A 25,168-nucleotide genomic window follows, 5' to 3' on the forward strand; every position below is an offset into this window, starting at 1 on the left:
GGAGCCGCGAGAAGGCGCGGCGTAGTGGTGCGGTTGACTCGCCGGCATTTATTTACTGCATGCCCGACACTTCTACACGCGACACTCCGCTCGTTGCGCTGCTCCGAGGCGTGCCGCTGTTCGGCGAGCTCGAGGACGATGCGTTGCGGCAGCTCGCAGAGCGGTGCGTCGTGAGATCGATGCCGGCCGGACACGTCCTGTTCACGACGGGCGAAGCGTGCCGCGGTCTCTACATCATACAATCGGGGCACGTGCGCATCTTTCGCACCGACCTCGCCGGTCGAGAGCAGGTGCTGCACGTCGAAGGGCCGGGGCGCCCGGTTGCGGAGCTCCCGTTGTTCGACGGCGGACCGTATCCCGCGTCAGCACTGACGATCGACGAGTCGCGACTGGCGTTCCTGCCGCGCGACGCGTTCGAGCACCTCTATCGCACACATCCCGACATTGCGCAGGCGATGATTCGTGCGTTAGGCAAACGCCTCAGGCACCTCGTCCACGTCACGGAGACGCTGGCGTTCCGCGACGTCGCGGCTCGACTGGCCATGTTGCTCGTCGGCTACGCGCAACGCGGCGGCACGCGGACCGACGCCGGCACCGTGATCGAGCTGGATCGCACCCAGGAGGACATCGCGCACGAAATCGGAACGGCGCGCGAGTCCGTGTCGCGCGCCATGAAACAGCTCCGCGCCCAGAAGCTGATCGTATCGCTCGGCGGCAAGCGGATTCTGATTCCGGACGCGGACCGTTTGCAGGCGTTGCTGCCGGGCGAGAGCGACAGGTAAGATCGGCGGCGCAGGATCGCCTGCGTTGGTGAGACATCCGTCACAGCACGTGGGCGCGGTGACGCCCAACTTTCGGCATGAGCGTTGTGCCTTCCCAGCCGGGCCGGGGGCGGTTCGCGCTCCCCGGCGCGCATTTCGCGGTGGCGACGTGCTATCTGGTGGCGGCGGCGGCCGGTCTGGTCTGGATCGCACCGCAGCTGGCGGCCGGCGACTTCGCCTCGCCGCGCGTGGCCGGCGTCACGCACCTGTTCACGTTAGGCTGGCTCACCACCACTATCTTCGGCGCGCTCTATCAATTGATGCCGAGCGCGCTCGGCGCGCCGATCCGCTGGCCCAGGATCGGCTATGCCAGCCTCGCCGCGTTTGCGCCCGGCGTGGCGGCGTTTGCGTTAGGCGTTGCCACAGGCGGCGCCGCGGCCCAGTACGCCGGCGTGTGTCTGGTGGCGCTCGGCGTCGCGCTCGCTGTGGCCAACATCGCGGCGACGCTGCCGCGTGCACGCCGACACGACGTGACGTGGGCCGGCATCGCCATCGCCATCACCTACCTCTCGGTCGCGCTCCTGCTTGGCGCCCTGCTCTTCCACAATCTTCGCACCGGAGCCATCGCTGCCGCGCGCATCAGGGTGCTGGCGACGCATCTGCACGTCGCGATCGTCGGCTGGGTGCTCATGATGATCGTCGGCGTGTCGCACCGCTTGCTGCCGATGTTTCTGATCGCGCGCGGCGCGGACACGCGGTGGACCGCCCGGGCGCTGGCGTCGCTCGCCGCCGGCGTTCCGGTCCTCGGCGCGGGATTCCTGACGCATCGCGCGCCGGTTGTCTGGATGGGCGCGGCAGTGTTGGATCTGGGCGTTGCGCTCTTTCTCTACCAGGCCTTCTGCTTTGTTCGTGCACGCGTACGCAAGCGCATCGACATCGGCATGCGCTACGCGGGCGTGGGGCTGTCGTTTCTCGCCGCGGCTGCCGTGTTAGGCCCGATCGTTCTCTGGCGCCGCCCGCTTTCCATGCGCCTCGCTACGACGTACGTGCTCCTGGGACTGCTCGGCGGAATCGTGATGTTCGTGATCGGACTCTTCTATAAAATCGTTCCGATGCTCGCGTGGACGGCGCGCTATGGCGGGCAGGCAAAGCCCAACGTGCCGACGATCGCCGACATGTTCTCGGAGCCCGTGGCACGCGCACAGCTGGTGCTCATGACCGGTGCGATTCTCGCGATGGCCGGAGCGATCCTGTCGGGCTCGCCCATCGGCGCCCGGATCGGCGCCGCGGCATTCTTGCTGGGCGTGCTGCTCTTCGGCAGACAGATACTTCGTGTGGCGTTAGGCAGGTCCTCGAGCCGCCACGAGCCGAACGGGCTTGCGGCGCGGCATTCCGGCCGCTCGGCGCGGGCCGTGGTGACCCGCGTGTAGGTCCTGTCGACCTGATGTGCGCCACACTGGTCTCGTGCCGTCGCGCAAACGCCCGGACAACGTAGAGATCTGACGCACGCCGCAAAGGTCCGGCAGCTAACCTGCGCGGCGCGGTTTCGCTATCGGGTACGCATAGTGGAAGCGGAGCCCCGATTTTTTCTGGGTCGTCACGGCGTCGAGGATCGCGCGCGAGTTCGCATCAACCAGATATCTGGTCGTGATCACCGGATCGGCAAAGCGCACCACCCACGCATCGACCCCGGTCTCCCGCGTCCGGCCCATGACGGTGAGCGTGTCGCGCTCGAGATCGCCGTCCACTTCGGAGAAGAGCGGCACGACCACCTGCATCCCGCTCCGGTACTCGAGCGATCGCACCAGCGGCTCGATCTCATTGAACGCGAACACGGGCACGTCGAACGTCTGATCGTAATCACGCGGCGCCGAGTCGGGGTGCTGAATGGTGCCCGTCACATGCGCGCCGGCGTAGCGATACGCATAGCGCACGTGGTTGAATTCCAGCACCTCGGAGGCCGGTCGCAGGCTCCGGGCACCGACGATGAGCGTATCGCTGGACTGGAATGGCGGCGCCCAGTTTCTCGTTAGGCGGATGTGGTCGCCCGACCGGAGCGCTGCCATCGCGACGTGCGCCACGAGACGCGTCGTCGTGTCGCCGGTTGGGCGCTGCGTGAACACGGCCACGTCGGCCGACGAATCGACGAGATCCGGCGCGCTGAGCGCGTGGGCGCCGGGCAGCAGCATACTGCCCGGCGCATGCGGAGAGGTCGCACACGCGACGGCGATCGCGACGATTGTGGCGATCGCCGTTTGTCTCGCTCGCCGTGTGGTGGTGGCGACGGCAACGGGTCTCATCAGATGACCATCTCCGGGAAGGTGTGTCACACTCTGCTCCGCCCGCACCTCCGATCTCGGCGCCGGCGTGCTGTAGAATAGCCGCCGAATAATGTGTGGAGGCGCGTCGATGATCCACATGCGGCTCGCCAGCCTGTTGGGCCCGCCTTTGGATCCCGCGATGTAATCGGCCACGAGTCACCGGTGCACGGCGACGCTCGCGCACCGGAACGCGGTGCTTGGCGCATCGAAAGGCGCCGGCGTGGCCGTTCGACTGCGTCGCCTCTTCGGCTACTCGCGGTGCAGGCGACGGCGGATACTCTTGACGGCGCCGGCGTATCTCGTAGTGTTGAGCGTTAACCTGATAGCGGCAGTTAATGGGGTTAACCCTTTCCGTGGTGTGCGAACCAATGGCGCAGTTGACGCGGTCCCGTCGCGTGTGTGTCTCGAGCGCGCTGTTGCTCGTGGCCGTCGTGCCGTCCCTGCGTGGACAGCATGCCGGCGGCGACGAGCGCGGCGCCGTCTCGATCACGTTGGGCCGGGCGATCGTCCCCCTCGACGGACCATGGCGATTTCGCACCGGCGACGATTCCCGTTGGGCCGACCCCGATTTTGACGACGCGTCGTGGGAGACGGTCGACCTCACACCGGCCGCCGGCGCCCATGACCCCGATGTCGGGTTACCGCGATACGTGCCCGGCTGGGGCGCACGCGGGCATCGCGGATATGCCGGCTATGCCTGGTACCGCATGCGGGTCAGCGTCGCCGCAGCGGACAGCACGGCGTTAGCACTGGCCGGACCGCTCGAGGTCGATCAGGCCTATGAGCTATTCGTCAACGGCCGGCTGGTGGGCGGCTCCGGCAACTTCGACGGCGCGGCGCCCGTGGTGTACAACACCCGCCCCGCCACGTTCCCGCTGTCGGACGCGGCGGGCGGCGCCGGGCACACGCCTAACGGCTCGTTGGTCATCGCGGTGCGGGTCTGGGCCGGCGATGCGTACATGCGCGCGCTGCCGGACGGCGGTGGAATGCGCATTGCGCCGGCGCTCGGCGACGCCGCCGCCGTCGCGGCGCGCTACAAACTCGACTGGCTGGCCAAGGTCCTCGGCTACGTGGTCGAGGTCGTCGAGGCGGCCGCCCTGCTCCTGCTCGCCGTCATGGCCCTCGCCATCGGAAAGTTCGAGCCATTTGCTCCCGCCTACCGATGGCTCGCGGCGGCGCTCGTCCTCACGGCGCTGGCGCGCGCCAATCAAGCCGTCTTCTATTGGACCCCATGGGAAAGCGCGCACACCGCCATCGTGCTGCGCTACGTCTACCTCGACCCGCTCGCGCTGGGCGCGTGGGCCATGGCGTGGCGCGACTGGTTTCGCCTCGAGCGGCCGCGATGGCTGCCCGGCGCGATCGCCGCCCTCACCGGACTGTACGTCGTGGCGGACTTCGTCGCCACCGCCGGACTCGGCACGGCGAGCGATGCCGCGCTCGCCGCCGCCTCGCCGATTCGCCTGACATTCGTCATCGTGACCGTCCTCATCGTCGGCGCAAGTCTGCTGCGTTCCCGACCGAGAGATTGGCTGTCGACGGCCGCCGCGGTGCTCGTGTCGATCGGTCTCTACGCGCCAGAGGTGAGCGCGCTCCACGTGCCCGGCATCTGGTTTCCCTTTGGCGTTGGTGTGTCGCGCACCCAATATGCGTACGCGGCCTTCGCCATCCTGCTCTTCGCGGTGCTGTACCAGCGGCTGGCGGCGCACGCTCCCGCCCGGCGGCCGTCCCGCGCGAACGTACGCCTCCATGCGGCCGCCAACTGACGACTTCCAGTGCATCGCCGGCAACCTATCGCTCGACTTCGTGAATACGATCGGCGACCGGTTAGGCGCCGCGCGCGAGTACCTGACGAGCTCGGCCGAGCTCACGCGGTGGGCGCGCCTGGCCGGCATTCTGCCGCCTAACGGACGGCTGACGCTCTCGGCGCGGCAGATGTCGGAGATCCGTACGGCACGCGAGAGCCTGTATCGGCTGTTTCAGCAGCTCGCACGGGGAGGCACGCCGTCGCGCCGCGCGGTGTCCGACCTCAATACGCGACTCGCATCGGTGGCCGGCGCGCGGCGTCTCCGTCTCGGCACACGGGGCGTTCGCTGGGAATGGCTGTCGCGCGCGCGCGATGCACGCTCCCTGTTGGCGCAGGTGTATGCGAGCGCCGCCGAGTTGTTGGTGTCCGAACACGCCGCTGCGGTGAGGCAGTGCGAGGGCGAGCGCTGCGGCTGGCTCTTCGTGGACCGCTCGCGCAGCGGGCACCGCCGCTGGTGCAGCATGGCGGATTGTGGCAATCGGGAAAAGGCGCGGCGCCATCTCGCTCGCATCCGCCGCAGCGCCCGCTGAGACACCGCTATGCGTTGCCCGGCTTCCGCCCTTCGTCGCCCAGCAAGTATGCGCCGAGCCAGCCGAGGACGCGCTCCCAGCCGTGGGCGTGGCCGTCGCAGGACGCGCGGTCGGTGAAGCCCTCATGCCTAACCGTAAGGCGCGAGCCGCCGGGGATGGCGTCGATGCGATAGCGCACGGTCGTGACATCGCCCGGCTTGTCCTCGTAGCGCCACGTTTGAACGAGGAGACGCGGCGGCTCGACCTCGAGCACGTCCCCGCCGACAGCGAATGCTTTGCCGTTAGTCGATATGCCCTGGCTGCGCCACCATCCGCCCGGGCGGATGTCGCCGTCCCACTGCGTGACGCGGTACGCGTCGGTCGATCCCCACCAGCCGGCGATTTCCGCAGAGCTGATGGCGTGAAACACCCGCTCGGGCGATGCCGCGATCTCGACCACGGCGAGGATGACACCGTCCGTTAGGTCTGCGACAGCTCGCGCGGACGCGAGCTCGGGCTCGGTCACCGGTCCTCCAGTCGACGTTTGAGGTTGTCGAGGCTCGTCACCCAGAAGGCCCGATATCCTTCGATCCATCCAGCGACCCGTTGCAATGGCAGCGGGTCGAGCTGGTAAATGCGCTCTCGTCCCACCCGCCGTTCGCGGACGAGGCGCGCCTCGCGCAGCACTTTCAAATGCTTCGAGATGGATGGCCGGCTTTGCTCGAACTCGGCGGCCAGCGCGTTGACGTGGGCGCCGCCGCCGCGCAATCGGTCGAGAATGGCGCGCCGTGTCGGGTCGGCGACGGCGCGGAAGACGTCGGAGCTGGCAGCGATTCGTCCCATGCCGGTAACCTATCGGTATCTGCGCCGGACGCAATACGGCGCGGCGCCCTATTGACTCCTTTCGCAGCGCGCAATATTGTCAGTAACCGATTGACTACTTAATTATCCTCTCATGGAGGTCCTGATGTCGGCGACTCATGGCACGCCGCGGTTCGACTATGAAATTCACATTGGCGTCCCGGTCGCGCGCGTGTGGCACGCACTCGCGGACGGCGAGATGACTCGTCACTACGCGTTTGGAGCCCACTTCGAGGGCCGCCCGGTCGCAGGCGGGCCGTATGCGTTCATTGCAGACGGGGCGTTCAGGGCGGTGGACGGCGAAACCCTCGACGTGACGACAAGCGGCATGAGGTAACCGATTGCTCACTCATCATAGCGCGGCCCGAACACCGGCAGCGTCGTGCACGACTCCACCCCTGCCCCAACGCTCATGAGCCCGAAATCGATCTACCGAATCGTGACCGCCCTCCTTCTCCTCTTCACGTTAGGCCACACGCTCGGCTTCACTACAATCGACCCGAGCTGGGGGGTGAGCGCGCCCATTATGGCGCTGCGCGAGATTCGGTTCACGGCGCAGGGCACGCCCAACCGGACGTACTGGGGCTTCTATCTGGGATTCGGGTACTTCTGCTCGGTACTGATGCTCTTCGCCGCCTGCGTCGCATGGCAGCTCAGCCGGCTGTCCGTCGAGACGCTCCGGCGGATGCAATTCATCTCGTGGGCGTTCGCGCTACTATTTCTCGTGGTCACGGGCATCACGTGGCGATTCTTTTTTACGGCGCCGGTCGTGTTCACGGTCGTCATCACGATCGGCTTGATCGCGGGAGCATGGCGCGCGCGAATGGCCTGACCCGATCATCGCCCGGTCAAGTGCAGGCGTGCGCACGAACGAGCGACGGAGCGCCCGGACGAGCGATATGGGGCATATTGAAAAGACGGGGAAACAAGACGCTGTGACATCAGGCACGCCCCCGGCCCATCGCGCACTGAGAGCTTACATCAGTCACGACCTATGAATGAGCCCACGCAGCTCGATCCAACTCTTACGATCAACGAGATCGTCGCGGCTGGCCAGCAAATGAAAAGCGATGACACTCCAAGATCTCCACCTGAGGCGATCCTCACCGGCGATCGACCGACCGGCCCGCTCCATCTCGGTCACTACGTCGGCTCGCTGGCTAACCGCGTGCGACTCCAGCACGAGCACAAGCAGACCATACTCATCGCTGATCTTCAGGCGCTCACCGACAACGCTGGTCGCGCAGCGGACGTGCGACACAACGTTCGCGAGGTCATGCTCGACTACCTCGCGGTCGGCATCGATCCAGAGCTGACGCCTATTGCATTGCAGTCGGCGATGCCGGAACTCGCCGAGCTCACGATGCTCTATTTGAATCTCGTCACCGTCGCGCGGCTCGAGCGGAATCCTACGCTGAAAGCCGAGATCGAATTGCGCGGGTTTACGCGAGACATCCCAGCTGGTTTCCTCGCGTATCCCGTGAGCCAAGCGGCCGACATCACCGCGTTCCGCGCCACACTCGTGCCGGTCGGCGACGATCAGCTCCCCATGATCGAGCAGACCAATGAAATCGTGCGGCGGCTCGCGCACCTCGCGGGCCGGCCGGTGCTACCGGAATGCCGAGCACTGCTCTCGGCCACGGCGCGGCTGCCCGGGATCGATGGCCGCAAGGCGAGCAAGTCGCTCGGAAACGCTATCTCCCTCTCCGCATCGGACGACGAAATCCGTAGGCTCGTCCACGCGATGTTCACCGATCCCGGCCACGTGCGCGCGAGCGATCCCGGTCGCGTCGAGGACAACGTGGTCTTCGCATACCTGCACGCGTTCGATCCCGATCAGCATGCAGTCGCCGAGCTCGAGACACACTACCGGCGCGGTGGCTTGGGTGATGCCGCACTCAAGCAGCGCCTCACGCGCATTCTCCAAACATTTCTCGCGCCGATCCGCGAGCGACGCGCGCTGTACGCGCAGAATCGCGACATCGTCCGCGACGTCCTTCGTGACGGCACCGGGGCTTCGCGCCCAACCGCGCGCGCCGTGCTCGAGGAGGTACGCGAGGTGTTTGCATTGGGTTCCTGGTGAGGGCCGACTCGCACGGCGCCCAATCATGAATGTCGGACGGAACACGACATTCGGTCAGTTAGCGCCGCACAGCGCTAGCGCTAGTGTTGCCGGCATAAGGCGAGAAACTCCGGGGAGCGTACCGCGACGAATCGCGCGGTTCGTCGCACGCTGGCGTCATCGGTCCAGTGGACCCAGACTTCCGGAAAGAGTTGTACCTGATCCAGCGGTGTTTCTATCCTGGTTAGGCGCGCGACCGGCAGGCGCATTTGCGGGAACGGTCGTCGCAGCACCAGGTGCTCGTCGCAGCGCCATGCGCCGTGCGCATTGAAGAGCCGGCGCCATATCGCCACACGGCCGCCGAGCAACCCGATTTAGGCAGGTCCTTGGATGTGTTGACGATTCGGCTCGTCGGTGAGGCTATCTCTCCCATCATGGCGCTGGAATGTTGACCTCGACGCGGATGCCGGCGACTGACTGCGCCGGGAGGGCGTACGTGACCTGGTGAACGGTGTCAGCGCCGAACGCCACGGACGCCGGTTCGAGATCGCACCGCACAGGCAGTGGGGCCTCAACGTCGATCGGCGTGTACGCCAGAAACGACGTGCACGACGCGCCAAGCGCGCCTAACGTTACCGTTGGACTTCCGGTGCCAATGAATTCACCCGAGATGCCGGCGGTACCGACGAGCACGCCCACCACGTTGCTGCCGACGCTGAAAACCACGATCTGCCTCGCCCGGTCGCCGTCCCATGCCGCCACGGTGTACTCCGAATCGCCCGGCACGCCGTTGAAGTCCGTCACCTCGAGCTCGGCAATCATGTTCATTCGTTGGGTAGACCCGTTCGTCTCGGTCGCGCCCGTGGCAACAGGTGCGCCTTCGGCCAGCATCTGCGCGATCTGCAGGAGCGCGCCGGCTCGGGCGTCGTCGTTCGTCTCGTTGGCCATCGAGTCGAAGCGCAGCATGAGCGTGAGGTTCCGATCCGTCGATGGCCCGCTCACCGCATCGCTGGAACAGGCAGCGACGACGATGGCGGCGCCAATCGCACCAATGACGCGGCGGCGAGGCAGGCGCCTAACGAGCAGCGGACGCACCGAGCACGCGGCTGGGTGTTGACGCGAGTCGAGGCCGCGCCGATAGACTCGGGAGCGCGACGTCGTCGCCGAGGTGCACGCCGCGGCAATACTTGATGGTTCGAAACATCGCGTCCTCACGCTCCGGAGCAGTATCGTGTACGTCTGCGCACGGCGACTGCGAGCACTTCGATCGTTCGTTAGGATGCCTGCCGAAGTTGCCACGCGTCGGCGCCTGGCGCAAGATAGTTCGGCACCCAATGCGGAACATGCGGTCGGCAGCCGCGTGCGCGCGCCCCAGCATTTGTCGTGGCCGCCCGCGGGACGCCCCCCGGCGCGCCTAACGGCACGGCGTGCCATCCATGATCAATGGGCCCGTGGAAGCCTCGACGCCCGGAGGTGTATCGGCTACGACCTTCGGCTGACAGGGGAACGAAGGGCCTGATCCGCGCCCGAGCCCGGCCTCTCGCCGCCGCGGACGAGTACGGTCAGAGACTCGCGGCGCGCCATGCGACGCTCGCCACGCGTGCACATCCCTCCGCGACGCATGCGCCGGAGCTTCGCACTCAAGTCCGCATCCGGTTCACGCCTTGCAGGCGCGCGCACCGAAGCGCGTCGATCGGCCCGGGACACATCCGCCGGCGCCCCTCGCGTCGTATCGGCGCGCGATGTCCACCATCCCCTTTTTTCCCGGAGGCTCGTATGCGACGAGCTACCATGGTAGTCCCCGCTGTACTCGCGCTCGCTGCCGGCATACTCGCCTGCAACGACCAGCGCGCTCCGACCGAGGCATCATCCCGCGGCGGGATGGCCGTCATGGGGAACAGCGCCCGAGACGGCGCACCCGCGGGCTTCACCGCGGGGTGGGACGACGGACAGACGGTCACGTTCTTTTATCACAAGCCGTTCTTCTGCGCGGAGCCGCCGTCGAGTGGCGCGACGACGCACTGCGAGGTCGGAGAGGATGGATCGGTGGATCCGCGTCCTGGCCCAATTCCGATTCTGTTCGTCATGACGCCGATGGGATTCCGGCCGCCGGACAGCACGCTCCAGTGCCCGACCGTCGGCAACTGCATCAACCATCCATCGACGATCGATCTGTCGCGCCTCGCCGGCCCCGGAGCCGCGAACGCGCCGCTGCCGGCACACAGCCACATCATCTCCAGCAGCTTGCACGCCGATGGCGGCAATGCGGGCTGGTGGGAGATAGTGGTGATCGGTGTGACCGACCCTGCGGTGTGGGACAAGATCGTAGCGGGCAAAAGCCTCGCGACGGTGCGCGCCCTCCAGGCCTCCGGTGCGGGGATCACCGGCGACATCCGGTCGAACGCGTATCTGTTCTTCGCCGTTAGGCGGCCGAAATGAACGCGGACGGCCAATGCATCGCCCGCCGCCGAGCCGCGGCGACGGTGTTGGGTGGGGCGCTCGTGGCCACGGGAGCACTGCTCCCGTGGCTCACGCTCTTCGCCGGGCTCCAGCACTACTCGGGACTGATCGGGCTGTACGGTTGGTTGGTCCTCGCGGGCGGAGCCGCGTCGGTGGCGATCGGCCTCGCCATGCTCGTGCGCCGCGCCCGATGGCTGCAACTCAGCGGCCTAACGATTGGCCTGACACTGACGATTTTTACGGTGTTTCTCGTAGGCCGATTGTTTGAAACCATGCACGGACTCGGCGCCGACGCCATGATGGTGGCGCGGCCCGGACCGGGGCTGTTCGTGGCGATGGCCGGAGCCCTCATCGTGGCCATCGCCGCCATACCACGAATACGCCACGTGTGATCACTCATGGTGATGCCGCCGCGAACGCTTACGCCTGCGCCGCGGCGGCAAGGTCGTTCGACTCCGCCGTCGTTGCATCGATGATCGCCGCGACTTCGAGCACGCGATCGGCCGGGAATCCCCCGCGCCTGGCGTGTTCCCGGATCAGCTCCGCGTCCCGTGCGATGTACTCGCAGATGATCTTGTCCTCGGTCACGAAGCTCTGCACCCACTGGATGCTCGGCCCCAGCTGCTGCAAGACATCGCAGGACCGCCGCGCGATCGCCTTGAGGTCCGCAGCCGACAGCGCCGCTGCGTTAGGAATCTCGCGTTCGATGATGTACCTCGGCATCGGAATTCTCCTCGCAAGTAGGTCGACCGTGGTCAGTTGTGAGCCATGGCTGCGGCAACGTCCGTGGTGTGGTCGCACGTGACCCGAGGGTTCCAGTTGGCGAAGACTCCGCTCGGATTGTGCTTCCACGCCCAGACGTGCAGCCCCCACAGCTGAAACACGTCATTTTGCAGGAACTTTTGCCCGAATAGCACCGGCGGCGCGGCGTCTCGACTCACAGCGGTGTATGGGATGATGTACTCGACGGCCACCAGCTCGAGCCGGCCATTCTTCTCCGGCTCGTACAGCAGGAGCTCGGGCTGATCCACACTCACCGTTCCGTCGATGAGCGAGGTGTTGCCGTAATGGAAGCCCATCCCGCCGGCGCCAGCCGGATCGGTCATACAAGCGGTGATCTTCGCGCTCCATCCGGCCGCCACCGCTTTGTCGAACTCGTGGAACGGCGCGGTCACTCGGCGGAGCTCTGCGACATCCGCTCGCTGGGCCGCGCTCAGCTCCGCGTACGCGGCAACCTCCGGATCGACGCTGCCATTGACTCTGCCGGCGACAGTCTGGCCGCCGCACCCGGCCAGTATCGCGATGCCTACCATCCAGTGCGCGCTGCGTGTCATGTTTGCCTCGCTTGGTGTAGGTTATCTTGAACCCGCGGCAAACTTGCGCTCGAGCGATTAACGGCATCATGCGCCGAGAGTTAGCCACCGATTAGCTGGCACACGGGACACCATGATCACCGTCCAACTGCTCGGCGGCGCATGCCTGCGGTCCGGCGATACGGTCCTCACCGGTCCGCCCGCTCAGCGTCACCGCATTGCGCTGTTGACGATGATCGTCACGGCGTGGCCGCAGCCCCTCGCCCGCGACCGCGCGATGGCGCTGCTCTGGCCCGAGCGCGACACGGCCAATGCGCGCCGTCTGCTCAACCTTGCCGTACACGTGCTGCGGTCTGCGTTAGGCGAGGGCGCGATCGCATCGGCGGGCGACGGCTTGGTCATGAGCCCGCCCCACATCGCCTGCGACCTGCACGAATTGCGTTCGGCAATCGCGCAGGATGCATCCGAGCGCGTCGTGCAACTGTACTCTGGGCCGTTGCTCGATGGCTTTCATCTCGACGAGTCGACGGACTTCAGCTACTGGCTCGATGAGCACCGCAGCGAGCTCTCGCACGCGTACATCGGTGCGCTCCTCGCGGTCGCGGCGCGGCAGGAGCTGGTAGGCGACGTACACGGGCGAGTCGGCACGTGCCGCCGCCTGGTGGCCGCCGACCCGCACTCCGGCGTATACGCGCAGACACTGATGCGCGCGCTCCATGCGGCGGGCGATCACGCCGGCGCGATCCAGCACGCGAGCGAGCACGCGAGCCGTCTGCGCGCGGACCTCGATCTCGGACCCGATCCGGAGGTCGTCGCGCTCGCGGAACGGCTCCGCCGCTCGGGCGCGGCGCGGAACCAGATGCCTAACGAACGCGACCGCGCCGCCGCGGCGTCGGTGGCCGTCCTCCCGTTCGTCGACCTGAACGCCGACCCGGACAAGGACTACTTCGCGGACGGCATCACCGAAGATGTCATCGCGCAGCTATCCAACATCCGGGCATTGCGAGTGATCTCGCGTGCATCGGTGATGCCGTTCAAGCAGCGACGGCAGAGCCTCAAGGAGATCGGCATGGCGCTCGGCGCGCGCACGGTGCTCGACGGGAGCATCCGCCACGCCGGCGACCGCGTGCGTATCGTGGCCAAGCTCGTCGATCCGGAAACCGGTCAGCATCTCTGGGCGGAGACGTACGACCGGCAGCTCACGGACATCTTCGCGATCCAGACCGACGTCGCGCTGCACATCGCCGAGGCGCTGAAGGCGGAGTTATCGCGAGACGAACGAGACCGCGTGCGGAGGCAGCCGACGAAGGACCTCCATGCCTACCAGCTTTTTCTACAGGGTCGCGAGTGGTTCATCAAGTACAACCCGGACTCCCTCACGCGGGCGATCGAATACTTCGATCGCGCGATCGCGCGCGACCCGGCGTTCGCGCTCGCGTACGCGCACCTGGCGATGGCGTACATCGAACTGGCCGAGAATGGTGTGATCGCTCCCGACGTGTCGTATGGGCGCGCGTCGGAGGCGGCGGCGACGGCGCTTCGGCTCGATCCGGCGTTAGGCGCCGCACATTGCACGATGGGATACCTCAAGACCGTTCGCGAGTTCGACTGGGCGAGCGCCGAACAGGAATTCAAGCGCGCCCTGGAGTTGCGACCGAGCAACGCCGACGCGTTCGATTTGTACGGGCGGCTGTGCGCGGCCCACGAGCGGTACGATGAGGCGATCGCGATGCACGAGCGCGCCAATGAACTGGACCCGCTGGCGCACCGTCTCGATGTCATCACGACGCTCTTGCGCGCCGGGCGCTACGATCAAGCCGTCCTTCGCGCCGAGGTGGCGGTGGAGCTCGACCCCGACTACGATCGCGCGCGCGCCACGCTCGGTTGGGCGCACTTGCTGAGTGGGCGACAGGACGCCGGACTGGCGGAGCTGGAGCGCGCGGTGTCGGTATCGCGCGGCAACACGCTGTGGTTAGGCCAACTGGGCCACGCGTACGCGTTCGCCGGACAGACCTCCAAGGCGCTCGCGATTCTGCGAGAGCTCGAGGAGCGAGCGCGGGCGGTGTACGTGTCGCCCTATCATTTCGCTTACGTGTACGTGGGACTCGGCGACAACGAGCAGGCGCTGGATTGGCTGGAGCGGGCGGTGGCGGAGCGCACGGGCGCCGCGTACGGCATCAAGGGCTCGTTCCTCTTCACGCCGCTTCGCGCACATCCGCGATTTCGTGCGCTGCTCAAGCAGATGAAGCTGGCGTAACGCGCCGAGCAGCATCGCCGCACGCCCTCCCTCGGTGGCGATCAATCGGCCGCGCGTTATTCACCAGAGATCTGCGCGCGTGGTCGAGCACTGCCACGTTCCCTTCAAGCTTCGCCTAACCCCGGCGGACAAGCATGACGTGATCGAATGCGTGAAGTCGTTATAGCGATAGCCGCGTCGCCGAGCACGCAGCCATTCTTGTAGAAGCGCAACAGGTCGCCGCAGCGACCGGTCGCCGAAACAGTCGTGGGTCAACTCTCCCATTGCGTCGAAGCGCCCACATCCGTTCGCTAAAGGCATTGGTTGCGCGATTAGGCGTGCAAAGGCGGCTCGAGCTCGCGGGTCATCTCGACCATGGTTCGGCGAAAGCCGGCGCTCGCGAATAGACGTTGCGCCGCCTCGTTCCGCTCTGCCGTCGACAACACGACTTGTGATGAGCCGCTCGTGCGAAGCGCCTCGAGCATCGCGTGCAACAGCTGTCGTCCAATCCCGCGACCGCGGAATTGCGGGTCGACGATGATGTCCTGAATAACAGCGGCTGGTCCGCGAAGCGCCATGTAATCGTAGCCTTCGATCGTCGCGTACGCGTAGCCGACCACATCCCCGTGGTCGTCGGCGACCAGCACAATCACATGCGGATCGGCTAGCTGCCTAACGAGGAATGCCGCGTAGTCGGCGGGCGTGCGATCGCGCGTCGGAAGGAACCGCCGCTCGTCAAAGTGGTGGTGCTCCTCGACGAGCAGCGCGCCGAGTCTGCCCAGCCGGGGCAGATCGGCGGTCGAGGCGCGCCGGATGGCGGTGGTGGAAGCTTGCGTTCTCGACATAGTAGCTACTCGTTAGGCTGGTTGGTGCCGGCAACGCGTTGCGCTGCACAAAAATGTGTCCGACCGAAGGCACGGCCGAAAGATGTTCACCACGGCGACCGCGCGAATCGGGCGATCAGCGGACGGCGACGCTCGGCGGCCGCGCGCAGTTCGCCCGAGAGATCGCAATTGACGAGGTCAGCCGTCAGCTCGATGCGCGTGCCCCGCACGTAGCCCACCGAGACTTCGCCCGCCAGCCTTGGCAACGCCCACGTCGAGCTCACCTGGCCGCAGGAGAAAGAAGCGGTCGGGAAATCGACTTTCGGGGATTCCAGACTTCGAGTAGGTACACGCGTATTTGTCATAGCCCTTAATGAAATTCGAGAGGACCGTGACGTGCCAGAGCTGCTCTGGAGCTTCCGGGTTCACGCGCATGCGTGCCTACAGTTCAAAGTTGAAGCCGCCCTTCTTGAGCGCGGCGTACTTTGCGTGGTTGAATCGGAACAGCTGCGCCGGTCGATGGGCGCCCTGCACTGCGAACTCATTGAGCGGCGTGAGGACGTCCATTGCCAATATCTTCTTTCGAAAATTTCGCTTGTCGATCGAGCATTGAGTCACGGCCTCGTAGAGGGTCTGAAGCTGCGATAGCGCGAATTTGCCTGGCAACAGCTCAAACCCAAGTGGTTCGTAGCGCACCTTCGCGCGAAGCCGCCCGACGGCTTTGGCTACTATCCGATCGTGATCGAAGGCCAGCGGCGGCAGCTTCGGAAGAGGAAACCATGCCGCGGCGTCAGCATCGGTTGCTCCGATTGCAGGATGTCCGGCGAGATCGACGAGGGCATAGTAGGCTACACTAACCACTCGCCCCCTCGGGTCCCGATCCAGCGCGCCGAACGTATACAACTGCTCCAAGAACACGTCCTGCAAGGTCGTTTCTTCCCGCAGTTCGCGCCGGGCGGCGTCATCGAGTGTCTCGTCGATGTGTGCGAACCCACCCGGCAGTGCCCAACGACCCTTGAATGGCTCCAGTCCCCGTTGGATGAGAAGGATCTTGAGTTTGGCGTCATCGAAGCCGAAAGCGACACAGTCTACCGTCAGCGCCGGCCGCGGAAATTTGTAGGAATGGCCCATGGCTACACGTAGTCGGCGCGCTATTCGGCAATGACCGCGACAGCGGGTCGATAGAGCGTAGTAGTTGACATCGAAGGTATCTTGATGCGCCCCCAGATGCCCACCCAGGGCGTGGGAGGTTCGCCGCGATCCCGGGGGGGGGTCCATCCCCGCCACCGTCCCGAATACGACGAAGACCGCCGGCGTCGCAGCGGAATCGATGCGGAACTGCTTGCCGAATGCCGCGAGCTGCCGCGCTTCTCAAATCAGCGTCTCCAGTCGCGCAAAGCTCGCCTCCATTCCTCCCTCCATTCCCGTCGCCAACATCGCCGCGCGCGTCGCTGCGTTAGGCAGCGTCATTCGCATCGTCATGACCGTCCCCGATCCATTCGCCTCGAACGTCGTTTCGACGTGATTGTCCGGCGTCGGATCCGGCAAGTGCATCCGCTCGACGTGCACGATTCTGCGATAGGGCGTGAGCTCGATGAACTCGCCGGTCAAGAAGAATCCGGCCTGACCGCTGCTCGCCCATTCGAAGCGCATCTTGCCCCCCGGGCGCGCGTCGCAGATACAGACCGGCATCGTCCAGCCGTCGGGGCCGAGCATCCATTGTTGGATGAGCTTGGGGTCGGTGTGCGCGCGGTACAGCGCCTCGGGCGTCGCCGCGAACTGCCTCGTGACCACCACGTAGCGATCGCCCTGCGTCTCGAGTTTGAGTTTGCTCATCGCTTTCCTCCTTTTTTTCGGGGTGCCGATTCCATGTCCGCGAGCACGTGGTCGAGCCGGTCGTAGTTCCGCTCGAGGGCCGTTCGCAGCATCTCGAGCCAGCGGTCCATCGCGTCGATTCCCGCAGTGGCGAGGCGACGCGGACGCCGCGTGCCCTCCGTGCGCTGCGCGACGAGCCCTGCGTCCTCGAGCACTTTGAGGTGCTGCGAGATCGCGGGCTGCGACATCGCGAACGGCTTGGCGAGTTCCATGACGGTGGCCTCGCCTTTGGCGAGGCGGGTCAGGATCGCGCGGCGCGTGGGATCGGCGAGGGCGAGGAAGGCGCTGTCGAGGCGGTCGGTGCTTATCATAGGATGTATCTTATATAAGTTACATATTATTGTCAAGCCCGCGCCAAAAGTCACGGTCCAGGGTTACTGGTGCAAGGATGTTCCAGCGTCACAACCGGTTAGTTGACACAATTACATTATATGGTGTACTATAGGAAATGCATTGCTCACCAGTGACAGGACGGATCCCCGCTTCGCTCGGCAAGCCCGAACCACGTGACCGTCCGCTCCTCGATGCCGCTCGCGCCGCGGAACTCAGCCGGCTGTTCAAGATGTTCGCGAACGATACCCGGCTTCGCTTGTTGCACGCGCTCGAGCGCAGCCGCGAGATCTGTGTGACGGATCTCGCCGCCGAAGTCGAGATGGCACCACAAGCGGTTTCGAATCAGCTCCAGCGACTAGCGGATCGCCGTCTCGTTGCCGCACGACGTGAGGGCACGCGCTTGTATTACAGCATCGCTGACCCATGTGTGGGCGGCTTTCTCGACCTTGGTCTCTGTCTCCTGGAAGAGACCGCGAAATCTGCGAAGCCTGGCCGACGTCGGACGCGCAAGTGAATGCATCGACCAACGGGCAGCGACGCGTTCTGCCGTTACAGGATGCACGAGTCGCCTATCTGGACGAGGGAAGCGGCACGCCGGTGCTCCTCCTTCATGGCTGTCCGTTCGCGTCATTCGTATGGCGGCGCGTGATTCCCCTCTTGGCTCCGACCCATCGATGCATCGCACCCGATCTGCTCGGCCTCGGCGACACTGAGACAGATCCAAACGCCGATTGGTCGCTGCGTGCCCAAGCAACGATGGCGATCCGTCTGCTCGATGCGCTCGGCATCGACCGCGCCCACGTCGTTGGACACGACCATGGCGGCGCCATTGCGCAACTTCTTGCGGCGGAGCATCCGTCACGAGTCGGCCGTCTCGTTCTTGCCGATGTCGAGGCGTACGACAACTGGCCGTCGGCCGAGGAGAAGCCGTTCGTACGGGTGGCCCTGTTGCCGATCGTCGGCGACGCGGTGCTCTGGCTGTGGTCACGAAAGGCGGTTCTGCGATCCACGCTCGTTCGGGCGAAGGCCGTCTCCGATCCGCATGCGCTCACGCAGGCGTTTCTCGACGCGTTCATTCGCGCCAACCTCGGCGATCGCAGACGGAGGAACAAGACGAAGCGATTCCTCGCTGGGCAATTTGATCCGCAGAACAATCGCGTCACCATGGACCTGCTCGACGGTCTGCGTCGGTTCGATCATCCAACGTTGCTCGTCTGGGCGCAGGACGATCCGCACTTCGGACCGGCGTGGGGCGAACGACTGCGGGGCGACATCCCCGGGGCCGTGGACCTCGTGCTACTGCAGTCGACCGGTCATCTGCTCATGGAGGAGCGCCCAGAGCGCTTCGCCACACTCGTTCGCGGCTTTCTTCTCACGTGAATCGCAGAGGAGTCGAATGTCATCCGGCGTAGCGCGCGCGTGGCTCTCACTCGTCTCGATTGTCCTCGTGCTCTGGGGAATTGTCTTCGCCTTTTTCGGCCTCAAGATCCTGCCGGTCGAGCGAGTCGTGCTTCTGGATTGGGAGAGCGCGATCTACGGCACGATCATGATGGGTTGGGGCGTCACCCTGTTGCTCGTCGGGCAAATCGCCCTCACGCGAAGGGATCGGCAACTCACGCGAGCGTTGTTGATTGGCGTGACTGTGTGGTTGCTGGCGGAAGCGACGTTCTCCTTGCGCTACGCCGTGTGGTTCAACATCGGCGTCGACGTTGGCGTCTTCGTCCTGTTTGCCGTGCCGCTCCTCAGCGGCGTTCGAAGCAAACACCCGAGCGACAGCGGGCGAAGCGACGAGGGGAAAAAACGCTCTTCCGGAATTCCCGGGAAACGCAGCGTGAGAAGTCCAAGGAAAGCAGATCAAGGATCGTGAGGCAGGCCCCGACGGCCAGAGTGCTACGCTCATGAAGACGCGGACAAAGCCGGACACAACGGGCACAGCCCGAATAACAGGCAAAGACTTTGTGTTGCCCTGTCGTGTCCACCGTGTCCGCGCCGTGTCCGCGTCTTCATGAGCGTATCACTCTCCTCGGCTGGGTCCCGCTTCACTATCCAAGGGGCCGGATTTTACCGGACTGTCGCGAGCCGCAGGCGAAGCGACGGCGGGATTTGACCCGACTGTCGCGAGCCGCAGGCGAAGCGACGAGGGAAAAAAGAGCGCCGGCACGACAAAGCCCCCGGCCGTTTAGGCCGGGGGCGAGTCGGGACGGCGGGATTTGAACCCGCGACCCCCTGAACCCCATTCAGGTGCGCTACCGGGCTGCGCCACGTCCCGTCTGATCGCCCACTCAGGCAATCGACTGCGACAATCTACCGGACCCGCCACTCGCCCACAACTCGGACACAGCACCGCAGATCTTCGGAAGTTCGCGCCAGAGCGGCAATTGCCTCGCTTCCCCACCCCCGCGCACCGACGTAAACTTCCCCGCGTCCGCGATACGCCCGCCGCCTAAAGCGGGTCTCACGGACCAGCTCCTCAAGATGACGGCGGTGCCCGCATGAAGATCGGAGTCCCTCGAGAAACCATACCAGGCGAGAAGCGAGTCGCCGTTACACCTGAGGTCGCTTCAAAACTGGCGAAAGGCGGTTTCGAAGTCGCAATCGAGACGGGCGCCGGCCAGGCCGCGGGATTCTCGGACAACGAGTACAAGTCGGCCGGCGCTGCTGTTGCCACCACCGCAGCCGCGGCACTCGGCGACGCCGACGCAGTCCTCAAGGTCCGCCGGCCGGTGCTCAACCCGGCCACGGGCACGCACGAAATCGAGCTCGTCAAGCCTAACGCACTCCTCATCGGGCTCTTGGATCCCCGCGGCGACCAAGACGGACTTCGCACGATCGCCCAACGCGGGGTGACCGCGGCGTCCATGGAGTTGGTGCCGCGCATCACCCGCGCGCAGATGATGGACGCGCTCTCATCGCAGAGCACCGTCGCGGGCTATAAAGCCGTGCTCCTCGCGGCGAACTCCGTTGGGCGCTTCTTCCCGCTCCTCATGACGGCGGCCGGCACCATCCGCCCGGCCAAGGTCCTCGTCATCGGCGCGGGGGTTGCGGGCCTCCAGGCGATCGCCACCGCCCGCCGGTTAGGCGCGGTGGTCGAAGCGTTCGACACGCGGCCCGTCGTCAAGGAACAGGTCCAATCGTTAGGCGCAAAGTTCGTCGAGCTCGACGTCGCCGAGACCGAAGCGCAGGATGCGGGGGGCTACGCCAAGGAGCTGGCAGCCGAGCACATCGCGCGAGAAAAGCAGCTCATCCATGCGCACGCATCCCAAGCCGACGTCGTCATCACTACGGCCCTCGTGCCGGGCCGTCGGGCACCCGTTCTGATTTCCGCCCAGACCGTGCGCGCCATGCGCGCGGGTTCGGCGATCGTCGATCTGGCGGCCGAGCAAGGCGGGAACTGCGAGCTGAGCCAGCCGGGCACGACGGTGGTCGAGAACGGTGTGTCGATCCTCGCCCCGCTGAATTTGCCGAGCGAGTTGCCGTACGACGCGAGCCAAATGTACGCGCGCAACGTCGCCGCGCTGCTCGCGCACTTTGCGCCGAAAGGAGCCATCACGTTGGACTTCAACGACGAGATCACCAAGGCCGTGGTGATCGCCGCGCACGGCGAGCTGCGGCTCTCGCCTTCGCCGGCCGCAGCGCCGGCGCCGGCACCTACGCCTAACCGGCCCTCGGGAGCGCGCGTATGAGCCGCGAGCTGGTGCTCTCGATCTACGTCGTCATCCTCGCCATCTTCACCGGGTACGAAGTCATCTCCCGGGTGCCGTCCATTCTGCACACGCCGCTCATGTCGGCCACCAACGCCATCCACGGCATCGTCCTGTTAGGCGCGATGCTCGTGTTGGGCGCCGCCGACACGCCGGTGCTCCATGTGCTGGGCTTCATCGCCGTCGTGTTGGGCGCGGCCAACGTCTTCGGCGGATTCGTCGTCACCGACCGCATGCTCGAAATGTTCAAGAAGAAGCCGGAGGAACGGAAGTGATCCTCGACACGAGAGCGAGCATCATCGCTGTCGCCTACATCCTCGCCGCAGTCCTCCTCATTTTCGGTCTCCGCAAACTCAGTTCCCCCGCCACCGCACGCAACGGCAACCTGCTGGCGGCGGCCGGCGTGTTCCTGGCGCTGGCGATCACGCTACTCGACCGGTCGATCGTCTCGTACTGGGAGCTGGCGTTGGGCATCGTCATTGGCGGCGCGATCGGCATCATCGCGGCGCGCAAAGTCCAGATGACCGCCATGCCGCAGATGGTCGGCCTGCTCAATGGGTTGGGCGGCGGCACGGCGGCGCTCGTCTCGCTGTCCGAGTATCTCCGCCTGTCGTTCGCGGCGCCGGTCCGCGGCGGCGAAGCGGTGAGCGTCGTGTTAGGCACCGCGATCGGATCGGTGTCGTTCACCGGCAGCGTCGTCGCCTTCGCCAAGCTGCAGGAGCTGCTCTCGAGCAAGCCGTTCCAGTTCCCGCTCCAGCGCGCCTTCAACGGACTGCTCCTCCTCGTCATCCTCGCACTCGGCGCCACGATGGTCGTCGGCGGCGACACCGCGAGCACGCCCTGGATCGTGTTCGCCGTGGCGCTCGCGTTGGGCGCGCTGCTCGTGCTGCCGATCGGCGGCGGGGACATGCCCGTCGTCATCGCGACCCTGAACGCGCTCACCGGCATCGCGGCGGCGTTTACCGGACTGGTGCTGCACAACCAGATCCTCGTCGTCGCCGGCATCCTGGTGGGCGCATCGGGCACCTTGCTCACGCTGCTCATGGGCAAGGCGATGAACCGCTCGTTAGGCAACGTCTTCTTCGGCGGGTTCGGGGCGGCGACGGCAGCCGCGGGCGGGCCGGCCGGCAGCGCGGTCGCCAAGACCGTTCGGCAGACGAGCGCCGAGGATACGGCGATCGCGCTGGCGTACGCGCGCAAAGTGGTGATCGTGCCCGGCTACGGCCTCGCCGTGGCCGAGGGGCAGCACGCGGTCCGGGAGCTGGCGCAGGAGCTCGAGCGCCGCGGCGTCGACGTCAAATTTGCGATTCATCCGGTGGCCGGCCGCATGCCCGGCCACATGAACGTACTCCTGGCCGAAGCGAACATCCCATACGACGAGCTGGTCGAGATGGACCAGATCAACGGCGACTTCGACAGCACCGACGTGGTGCTCGTCGTGGGCGCGAACGACGTGGTCAATCCCGCCGCGCGCGATGATCCGTCGAGTCCGATTTATGGGATGCCCATTCTCGACGTCGACAAAGCGCGCAACGTGATCGTGCTCAAGCGCAGCATGGGCACCGGCTTCGCGGGCATCGACAACGCGCTGTTTTATCGCGACCGCACGCGGATGCTGTTCGGCGACGCGAAGAAGTCGCTGACGTCGTTAGTCGAGGCGCTCAAGACGGTCTAACGACTCCGTGCTGCGCCTAACGTTGCGCCAGTGGCTTTATGGTCGAGTCGAACGCCGTGCGCACGTCGCGGATGCGCTGGAACGGCATGACCACCGTGTCCTGCACCACCAGCTCCGGCAGGGTCGTGAACTGAACCGAACGCACGACCGTCATGGGAATCTCCGGAGCGGCGCAGAGTTAGGCGCACGCGCCTAACGATTGCTAGTTTGCCTTGGCGATCAGATGGATACCGTCGACGACCTGCGGCGGCATGATCACGTCCATGGTTGCTCCCGGAAGAGTAAGCTCTCCGGACATGGCCATCATCACCATCTGGCGCCGGCAATCGACGCCAAACGGCACGTCCACGTCCGGCGGGACCGGCGGCTGAAGGGCGGTGCAGGCTCCGGACGGTCTCGAAGGCGTCACCGTGCTGACTAACGATGCCGGCGAGGCGCCAAAGATGGTGTCCTTCGTGACCAGTCCCAGGTGCGGCCCGTGATAGTCCTCGATCACCCAGATCGTATCCGCCGTGCGGGACCATGCAGACACCTGATAGACGGAGTCGAACCCTCTCCCTCCGACGTCCTGCACCGTATAGGCGGCAATCATCGGATAGGTCACGGCAGTTCCATTTACGGTCAAGTGAACGGTGCCGACCTCCGCGCCGAGCACCAGTTCCTGCTGCATCCCGAGGACGACGCTGGAGTAGTCGGCGTTCCCATGCGCGCGCGCGGAGTCGAGCAGTGCGAGCGCGGCGGCTCGCGTCGCGCTCGGCGGTGCCGTCGCTGATTCGCTCGAGCAAGCGAGCACGGCAGTGGCTGCGGCGACGGCCAAGAGGCCTCGGGACAGGCGCGGCGACAGTGATCGGTGCATCGCGGCTACGCTCCAGATCGTGGTCGAGGGTTCGTGACATCCGAACTGCTTCCGCACTCCGGCGTTCGCGGAAGCTACGCGATAAACCCGCCGCGCGCTTCCGCGGTTCCCGTCGTTAGCCCGTAAGGCGAACGGTCACAATTGATCGGACAAAAGCGCGATGCGGAATCGTCAGTCAGTCGCCGTCGTCTCGAGACGAATGCCCGCGACCTGTTGGTTAGGCAACGAGATGCTGTCGCCGCCGGCGCCCACCGGCACCGTGAAGGACGCCTGTACGGTTTGGAGCGTGCAACCGATCGGAGTGGGCGCATCGAGATCGGGCGGCGCCTGCCCGAGTAGCGATTTGCACGCGGTGCCGGGCGCGCCGGGCGTGATGGCGACTGTTCCGCCAATCGTACCTACCGATGCGGCGTGATCCGAGACGAGCGAGAAGACCGCGGTGCTCGTTGCGTTGAACACGACGACGCTGTCCGGCGCGTTACCCTCGTAGCCGATCACCGTGTACTGGGAATCGACGGGCTGACCGTTGACGTCGTCCACCACCAGCGCGGCGACCATCGAGAATCGGCCGGTCACGCTACCGTTCTTGATGAGGCCGGTGCCGAGTGGTGCGCCTTCGGCCAGGATCTGCGCGATGCTCAGGAACGCGTTGGCGCGCTCGGGGTCGGCGGTGGTACCGCGCAGGGAGTCGAAGCGCGACAGGGTGCGCAGGTTCTGTGACGTGCTCGGACCAGTGGACGAGTCGCTGGAGCACGCGGCGGTGACGGCGATCGCCGCGAGCACGGACGCGGCGCAGCAACCACGAAGCAGACGAACGATGCACATGGGACCCTCCGCTCATGGGGTGGTTGTGCTTAACGCATCGCGGCAGTGGCGCGCGAGCGCCGGCATGCCTCCACCATAGAGCGGGGGACGGGCTCCGTGCTAAAGGATGAGCGAAAGCAAATCGGATTCTGACACGCCGCTCACAAACGATCCCCTCGCGCGACGCGGCAAACGCGTGTCATGTCCTCGTGGCGATCGCAGACGTCCGTTAGCCGGCGCTCTCCGATGAGTTGGATGCCCGGCGACGTCGACGAATGGGCCACGGCAGTTGTCACCGCACGCGCATGCTGTTCGGCGACGCGAAGAAGTCGCTGACGTCGTTAGTCGGTGCTCAAGACGGCGTAGCGGTCGCGGCGGCACAGGCCACGCGCTCACGTAGCTGCTCGAGCGCGGACTCGTTGAATTCGTACCGGATCGCGGCGAGCGTTTGCTGGGATAAGGAGAAGTTCACGCTGACCCCGGTGCTGTCGGTTAATTTCCCGGTCGCCAAGGCCGAGACCCGCTCGCGAGCGCACGACACCTCGGGCGGGATGAATGTACTCGGCGGCAGCACCGAGACAAACGACCTGCACCAGCCGTTAGGCGCCGACGGCGTTCCCAACCAGCGTTCCATGCCCGACCGGTGTCCCTTCACTGAGCCGGTCGGCCAGATTGATGAGCTGGCCCGCGTGAAGGGCTTGTGACGTCCTGCTCAACGCCTGAAAGCGCGCAATGAGCTGCGCGTTGTTGGCCGCGGTCGGTCCGGTGGCAGA

Annotated in this window: 30 protein-coding genes and 1 tRNA gene; 16 read left to right on the top strand and 15 right to left on the bottom strand. The window is 65.8% G+C overall.

All coding sequences use genetic code 11. The features are described 5' to 3' along the window. The first annotated feature begins 59 nt into the window (after positions 1-59). Positions 60-782: a Crp/Fnr family transcriptional regulator gene (locus VFW04_16575; GenBank protein HEX5180948.1), complete on the top strand. Its 723-nt coding sequence runs from the start codon at positions 60-62 to the stop codon at positions 780-782. 77 nt (positions 783-859) lie between these two features. Then, positions 860-2,191, top strand: a complete 1,332-nt coding sequence (locus VFW04_16580) for a hypothetical protein (protein HEX5180949.1) — start codon at positions 860-862, stop codon at positions 2,189-2,191. Between the two features lie 96 nt (positions 2,192-2,287). Here VFW04_16580 and VFW04_16585 read toward each other — a convergent pair whose 3' ends face one another. Continuing rightward, positions 2,288-3,061: a hypothetical protein gene (locus tag VFW04_16585; protein ID HEX5180950.1), complete on the bottom strand. Its 774-nt coding sequence runs from the start codon at positions 3,059-3,061 to the stop codon at positions 2,288-2,290. Between the two features lie 389 nt (positions 3,062-3,450). Between VFW04_16585 and VFW04_16590 the strand changes: the two genes are divergently transcribed. Both VFW04_16590 and VFW04_16595 read left to right on the top strand, forming a co-directional pair. Beyond that, positions 3,451-4,845 carry a hypothetical protein gene (locus tag VFW04_16590; protein ID HEX5180951.1) on the top strand — a complete coding sequence of 465 codons (1,395 nt, stop codon included), beginning with the start codon at positions 3,451-3,453 and terminating at the stop codon, positions 4,843-4,845. Then, on the top strand, positions 4,829-5,416 hold the full coding sequence (locus tag VFW04_16595) for an ABATE domain-containing protein (protein ID HEX5180952.1): 588 nt from the start codon (positions 4,829-4,831) through the stop codon (positions 5,414-5,416). Before VFW04_16590 ends, VFW04_16595 begins: the two co-directional genes overlap by 17 nt. Before the next feature lie 7 nt (positions 5,417-5,423). Here the strand turns inward: VFW04_16595 and VFW04_16600 are convergent, their stop codons facing one another. Further along, entirely contained in the window at positions 5,424-5,921 is a 498-nt protein-coding gene (locus VFW04_16600) for an SRPBCC domain-containing protein (protein ID HEX5180953.1), read from the bottom strand. Next, positions 5,918-6,238, bottom strand: a complete 321-nt coding sequence (locus tag VFW04_16605; protein HEX5180954.1) for a metalloregulator ArsR/SmtB family transcription factor — start codon at positions 6,236-6,238, stop codon at positions 5,918-5,920. Before VFW04_16605 ends, VFW04_16600 begins: the two co-directional genes overlap by 4 nt. A gap of 124 nt (positions 6,239-6,362) precedes the next feature. On the opposite strand from VFW04_16605, the gene VFW04_16610 reads away from it, so the two are divergent. The 3 genes from VFW04_16610 to trpS all read left to right on the top strand — a co-directional run bounded on the left by VFW04_16610 (position 6,363) and on the right by trpS (position 8,339). Beyond that, positions 6,363-6,593, top strand: coding sequence for a hypothetical protein (locus tag VFW04_16610; GenBank protein ID HEX5180955.1), 231 nt, complete (start codon positions 6,363-6,365; stop codon positions 6,591-6,593). Between the two features lie 75 nt (positions 6,594-6,668). Continuing rightward, entirely contained in the window at positions 6,669-7,088 is a 420-nt protein-coding gene (locus VFW04_16615) for a hypothetical protein (GenBank protein HEX5180956.1), read from the top strand. 162 nt (positions 7,089-7,250) lie between these two features. Then, complete coding sequence (trpS, locus tag VFW04_16620) at positions 7,251-8,339, top strand: tryptophan--tRNA ligase (protein HEX5180957.1); 1,089 nt, start codon at positions 7,251-7,253, stop codon at positions 8,337-8,339. A gap of 411 nt (positions 8,340-8,750) precedes the next feature. Here the strand turns inward: trpS and VFW04_16625 are convergent, their stop codons facing one another. Beyond that, the gene (locus VFW04_16625) at positions 8,751-9,413 is read right to left on the bottom strand and encodes a hypothetical protein (GenBank protein HEX5180958.1); all 663 of its coding nucleotides are present in this window, start codon (positions 9,411-9,413) and stop codon (positions 8,751-8,753) included. Positions 9,414-10,109: 696 nt separating this feature from the next. On the opposite strand from VFW04_16625, the gene VFW04_16630 reads away from it, so the two are divergent. Further along, on the top strand, positions 10,110-10,757 hold the full coding sequence (locus tag VFW04_16630; GenBank protein ID HEX5180959.1) for a hypothetical protein: 648 nt from the start codon (positions 10,110-10,112) through the stop codon (positions 10,755-10,757). Beyond that, a complete protein-coding gene (locus tag VFW04_16635; GenBank protein HEX5180960.1) occupies positions 10,754-11,170 on the top strand; it encodes a hypothetical protein in 417 nt (138 codons plus the stop codon). Before VFW04_16630 ends, VFW04_16635 begins: the two co-directional genes overlap by 4 nt. Before the next feature lie 28 nt (positions 11,171-11,198). Here the strand turns inward: VFW04_16635 and VFW04_16640 are convergent, their stop codons facing one another. Together VFW04_16640 and VFW04_16645 are read right to left on the bottom strand one after the other, a co-directional pair. Further along, a complete protein-coding gene (locus VFW04_16640; protein HEX5180961.1) occupies positions 11,199-11,501 on the bottom strand; it encodes a DUF4242 domain-containing protein in 303 nt (100 codons plus the stop codon). 32 nt (positions 11,502-11,533) lie between these two features. Beyond that, positions 11,534-12,112, bottom strand: a complete 579-nt coding sequence (locus tag VFW04_16645; protein HEX5180962.1) for a hypothetical protein — start codon at positions 12,110-12,112, stop codon at positions 11,534-11,536. Positions 12,113-12,224: 112 nt separating this feature from the next. Here VFW04_16645 and VFW04_16650 point away from each other — a divergent pair, with 112 nt between their 5' ends. After that, on the top strand, positions 12,225-14,348 hold the full coding sequence (locus VFW04_16650; protein ID HEX5180963.1) for a tetratricopeptide repeat protein: 2,124 nt from the start codon (positions 12,225-12,227) through the stop codon (positions 14,346-14,348). A 311-nt stretch (positions 14,349-14,659) separates the two neighbouring features. Here VFW04_16650 and VFW04_16655 read toward each other — a convergent pair whose 3' ends face one another. The 5 genes from VFW04_16655 to VFW04_16675 all read right to left on the bottom strand — a co-directional run bounded on the left by VFW04_16655 (position 14,660) and on the right by VFW04_16675 (position 17,337). Continuing rightward, positions 14,660-15,172, bottom strand: coding sequence for a GNAT family N-acetyltransferase (locus VFW04_16655; protein ID HEX5180964.1), 513 nt, complete (start codon positions 15,170-15,172; stop codon positions 14,660-14,662). A gap of 86 nt (positions 15,173-15,258) precedes the next feature. After that, entirely contained in the window at positions 15,259-15,435 is a 177-nt protein-coding gene (locus tag VFW04_16660; protein ID HEX5180965.1) for a hypothetical protein, read from the bottom strand. Positions 15,436-15,592: 157 nt separating this feature from the next. Next, positions 15,593-16,282: an NUDIX domain-containing protein gene (locus VFW04_16665; GenBank protein ID HEX5180966.1), complete on the bottom strand. Its 690-nt coding sequence runs from the start codon at positions 16,280-16,282 to the stop codon at positions 15,593-15,595. A gap of 240 nt (positions 16,283-16,522) precedes the next feature. Continuing rightward, positions 16,523-16,987, bottom strand: a complete 465-nt coding sequence (locus VFW04_16670; GenBank protein ID HEX5180967.1) for an SRPBCC domain-containing protein — start codon at positions 16,985-16,987, stop codon at positions 16,523-16,525. Next, a complete protein-coding gene (locus VFW04_16675) occupies positions 16,984-17,337 on the bottom strand; it encodes a metalloregulator ArsR/SmtB family transcription factor (GenBank protein ID HEX5180968.1) in 354 nt (117 codons plus the stop codon). The genes VFW04_16670 and VFW04_16675 overlap by 4 nt, the downstream gene beginning before the upstream one ends. Before the next feature lie 445 nt (positions 17,338-17,782). On the opposite strand from VFW04_16675, the gene VFW04_16680 reads away from it, so the two are divergent. Together VFW04_16680 and VFW04_16685 are read left to right on the top strand one after the other, a co-directional pair. Further along, complete coding sequence (locus VFW04_16680) at positions 17,783-18,739, top strand: alpha/beta hydrolase (GenBank protein ID HEX5180969.1); 957 nt, start codon at positions 17,783-17,785, stop codon at positions 18,737-18,739. 16 nt (positions 18,740-18,755) lie between these two features. Further along, a complete protein-coding gene (locus VFW04_16685; protein ID HEX5180970.1) occupies positions 18,756-19,226 on the top strand; it encodes a hypothetical protein in 471 nt (156 codons plus the stop codon). A gap of 328 nt (positions 19,227-19,554) precedes the next feature. Here VFW04_16685 and VFW04_16690 read toward each other — a convergent pair. Further along, positions 19,555-19,628, bottom strand: a tRNA-Pro gene (locus VFW04_16690). 223 nt (positions 19,629-19,851) lie between these two features. On the opposite strand from VFW04_16690, the gene VFW04_16695 reads away from it, so the two are divergent. Genes VFW04_16695 through VFW04_16705 form a run of 3 tightly spaced genes read left to right on the top strand, consistent with a single transcriptional unit; the run spans position 19,852 to position 22,735 of the window. Continuing rightward, positions 19,852-21,042, top strand: a complete 1,191-nt coding sequence (locus VFW04_16695; GenBank protein ID HEX5180971.1) for a Re/Si-specific NAD(P)(+) transhydrogenase subunit alpha — start codon at positions 19,852-19,854, stop codon at positions 21,040-21,042. After that, positions 21,039-21,335, top strand: coding sequence for an NAD(P) transhydrogenase subunit alpha (locus VFW04_16700; protein HEX5180972.1), 297 nt, complete (start codon positions 21,039-21,041; stop codon positions 21,333-21,335). The genes VFW04_16695 and VFW04_16700 overlap by 4 nt, the downstream gene beginning before the upstream one ends. Continuing rightward, positions 21,332-22,735, top strand: a complete 1,404-nt coding sequence (locus VFW04_16705; protein ID HEX5180973.1) for an NAD(P)(+) transhydrogenase (Re/Si-specific) subunit beta — start codon at positions 21,332-21,334, stop codon at positions 22,733-22,735. Before VFW04_16700 ends, VFW04_16705 begins: the two co-directional genes overlap by 4 nt. A 16-nt stretch (positions 22,736-22,751) precedes the next feature. Here the strand turns inward: VFW04_16705 and VFW04_16710 are convergent, their stop codons facing one another. The 3 genes from VFW04_16710 to VFW04_16720 all read right to left on the bottom strand — a co-directional run bounded on the left by VFW04_16710 (position 22,752) and on the right by VFW04_16720 (position 24,416). Further along, positions 22,752-22,889, bottom strand: a complete 138-nt coding sequence (locus tag VFW04_16710; protein HEX5180974.1) for a hypothetical protein — start codon at positions 22,887-22,889, stop codon at positions 22,752-22,754. Between the two features lie 48 nt (positions 22,890-22,937). Next, entirely contained in the window at positions 22,938-23,552 is a 615-nt protein-coding gene (locus VFW04_16715) for a hypothetical protein (protein ID HEX5180975.1), read from the bottom strand. Positions 23,553-23,762: 210 nt separating this feature from the next. Then, complete coding sequence (locus tag VFW04_16720; GenBank protein ID HEX5180976.1) at positions 23,763-24,416, bottom strand: hypothetical protein; 654 nt, start codon at positions 24,414-24,416, stop codon at positions 23,763-23,765. Between the two features lie 284 nt (positions 24,417-24,700). Here VFW04_16720 and VFW04_16725 point away from each other — a divergent pair, with 284 nt between their 5' ends. Beyond that, on the top strand, positions 24,701-25,099 hold the full coding sequence (locus tag VFW04_16725; GenBank protein ID HEX5180977.1) for a hypothetical protein: 399 nt from the start codon (positions 24,701-24,703) through the stop codon (positions 25,097-25,099). Positions 25,100-25,168: the final 69 nt, after the last annotated feature.

The organism is Gemmatimonadaceae bacterium (genome assembly GCA_036273715.1).
Classification (GTDB): Bacteria; Gemmatimonadota; Gemmatimonadetes; order Gemmatimonadales; family Gemmatimonadaceae; genus JADGGM01.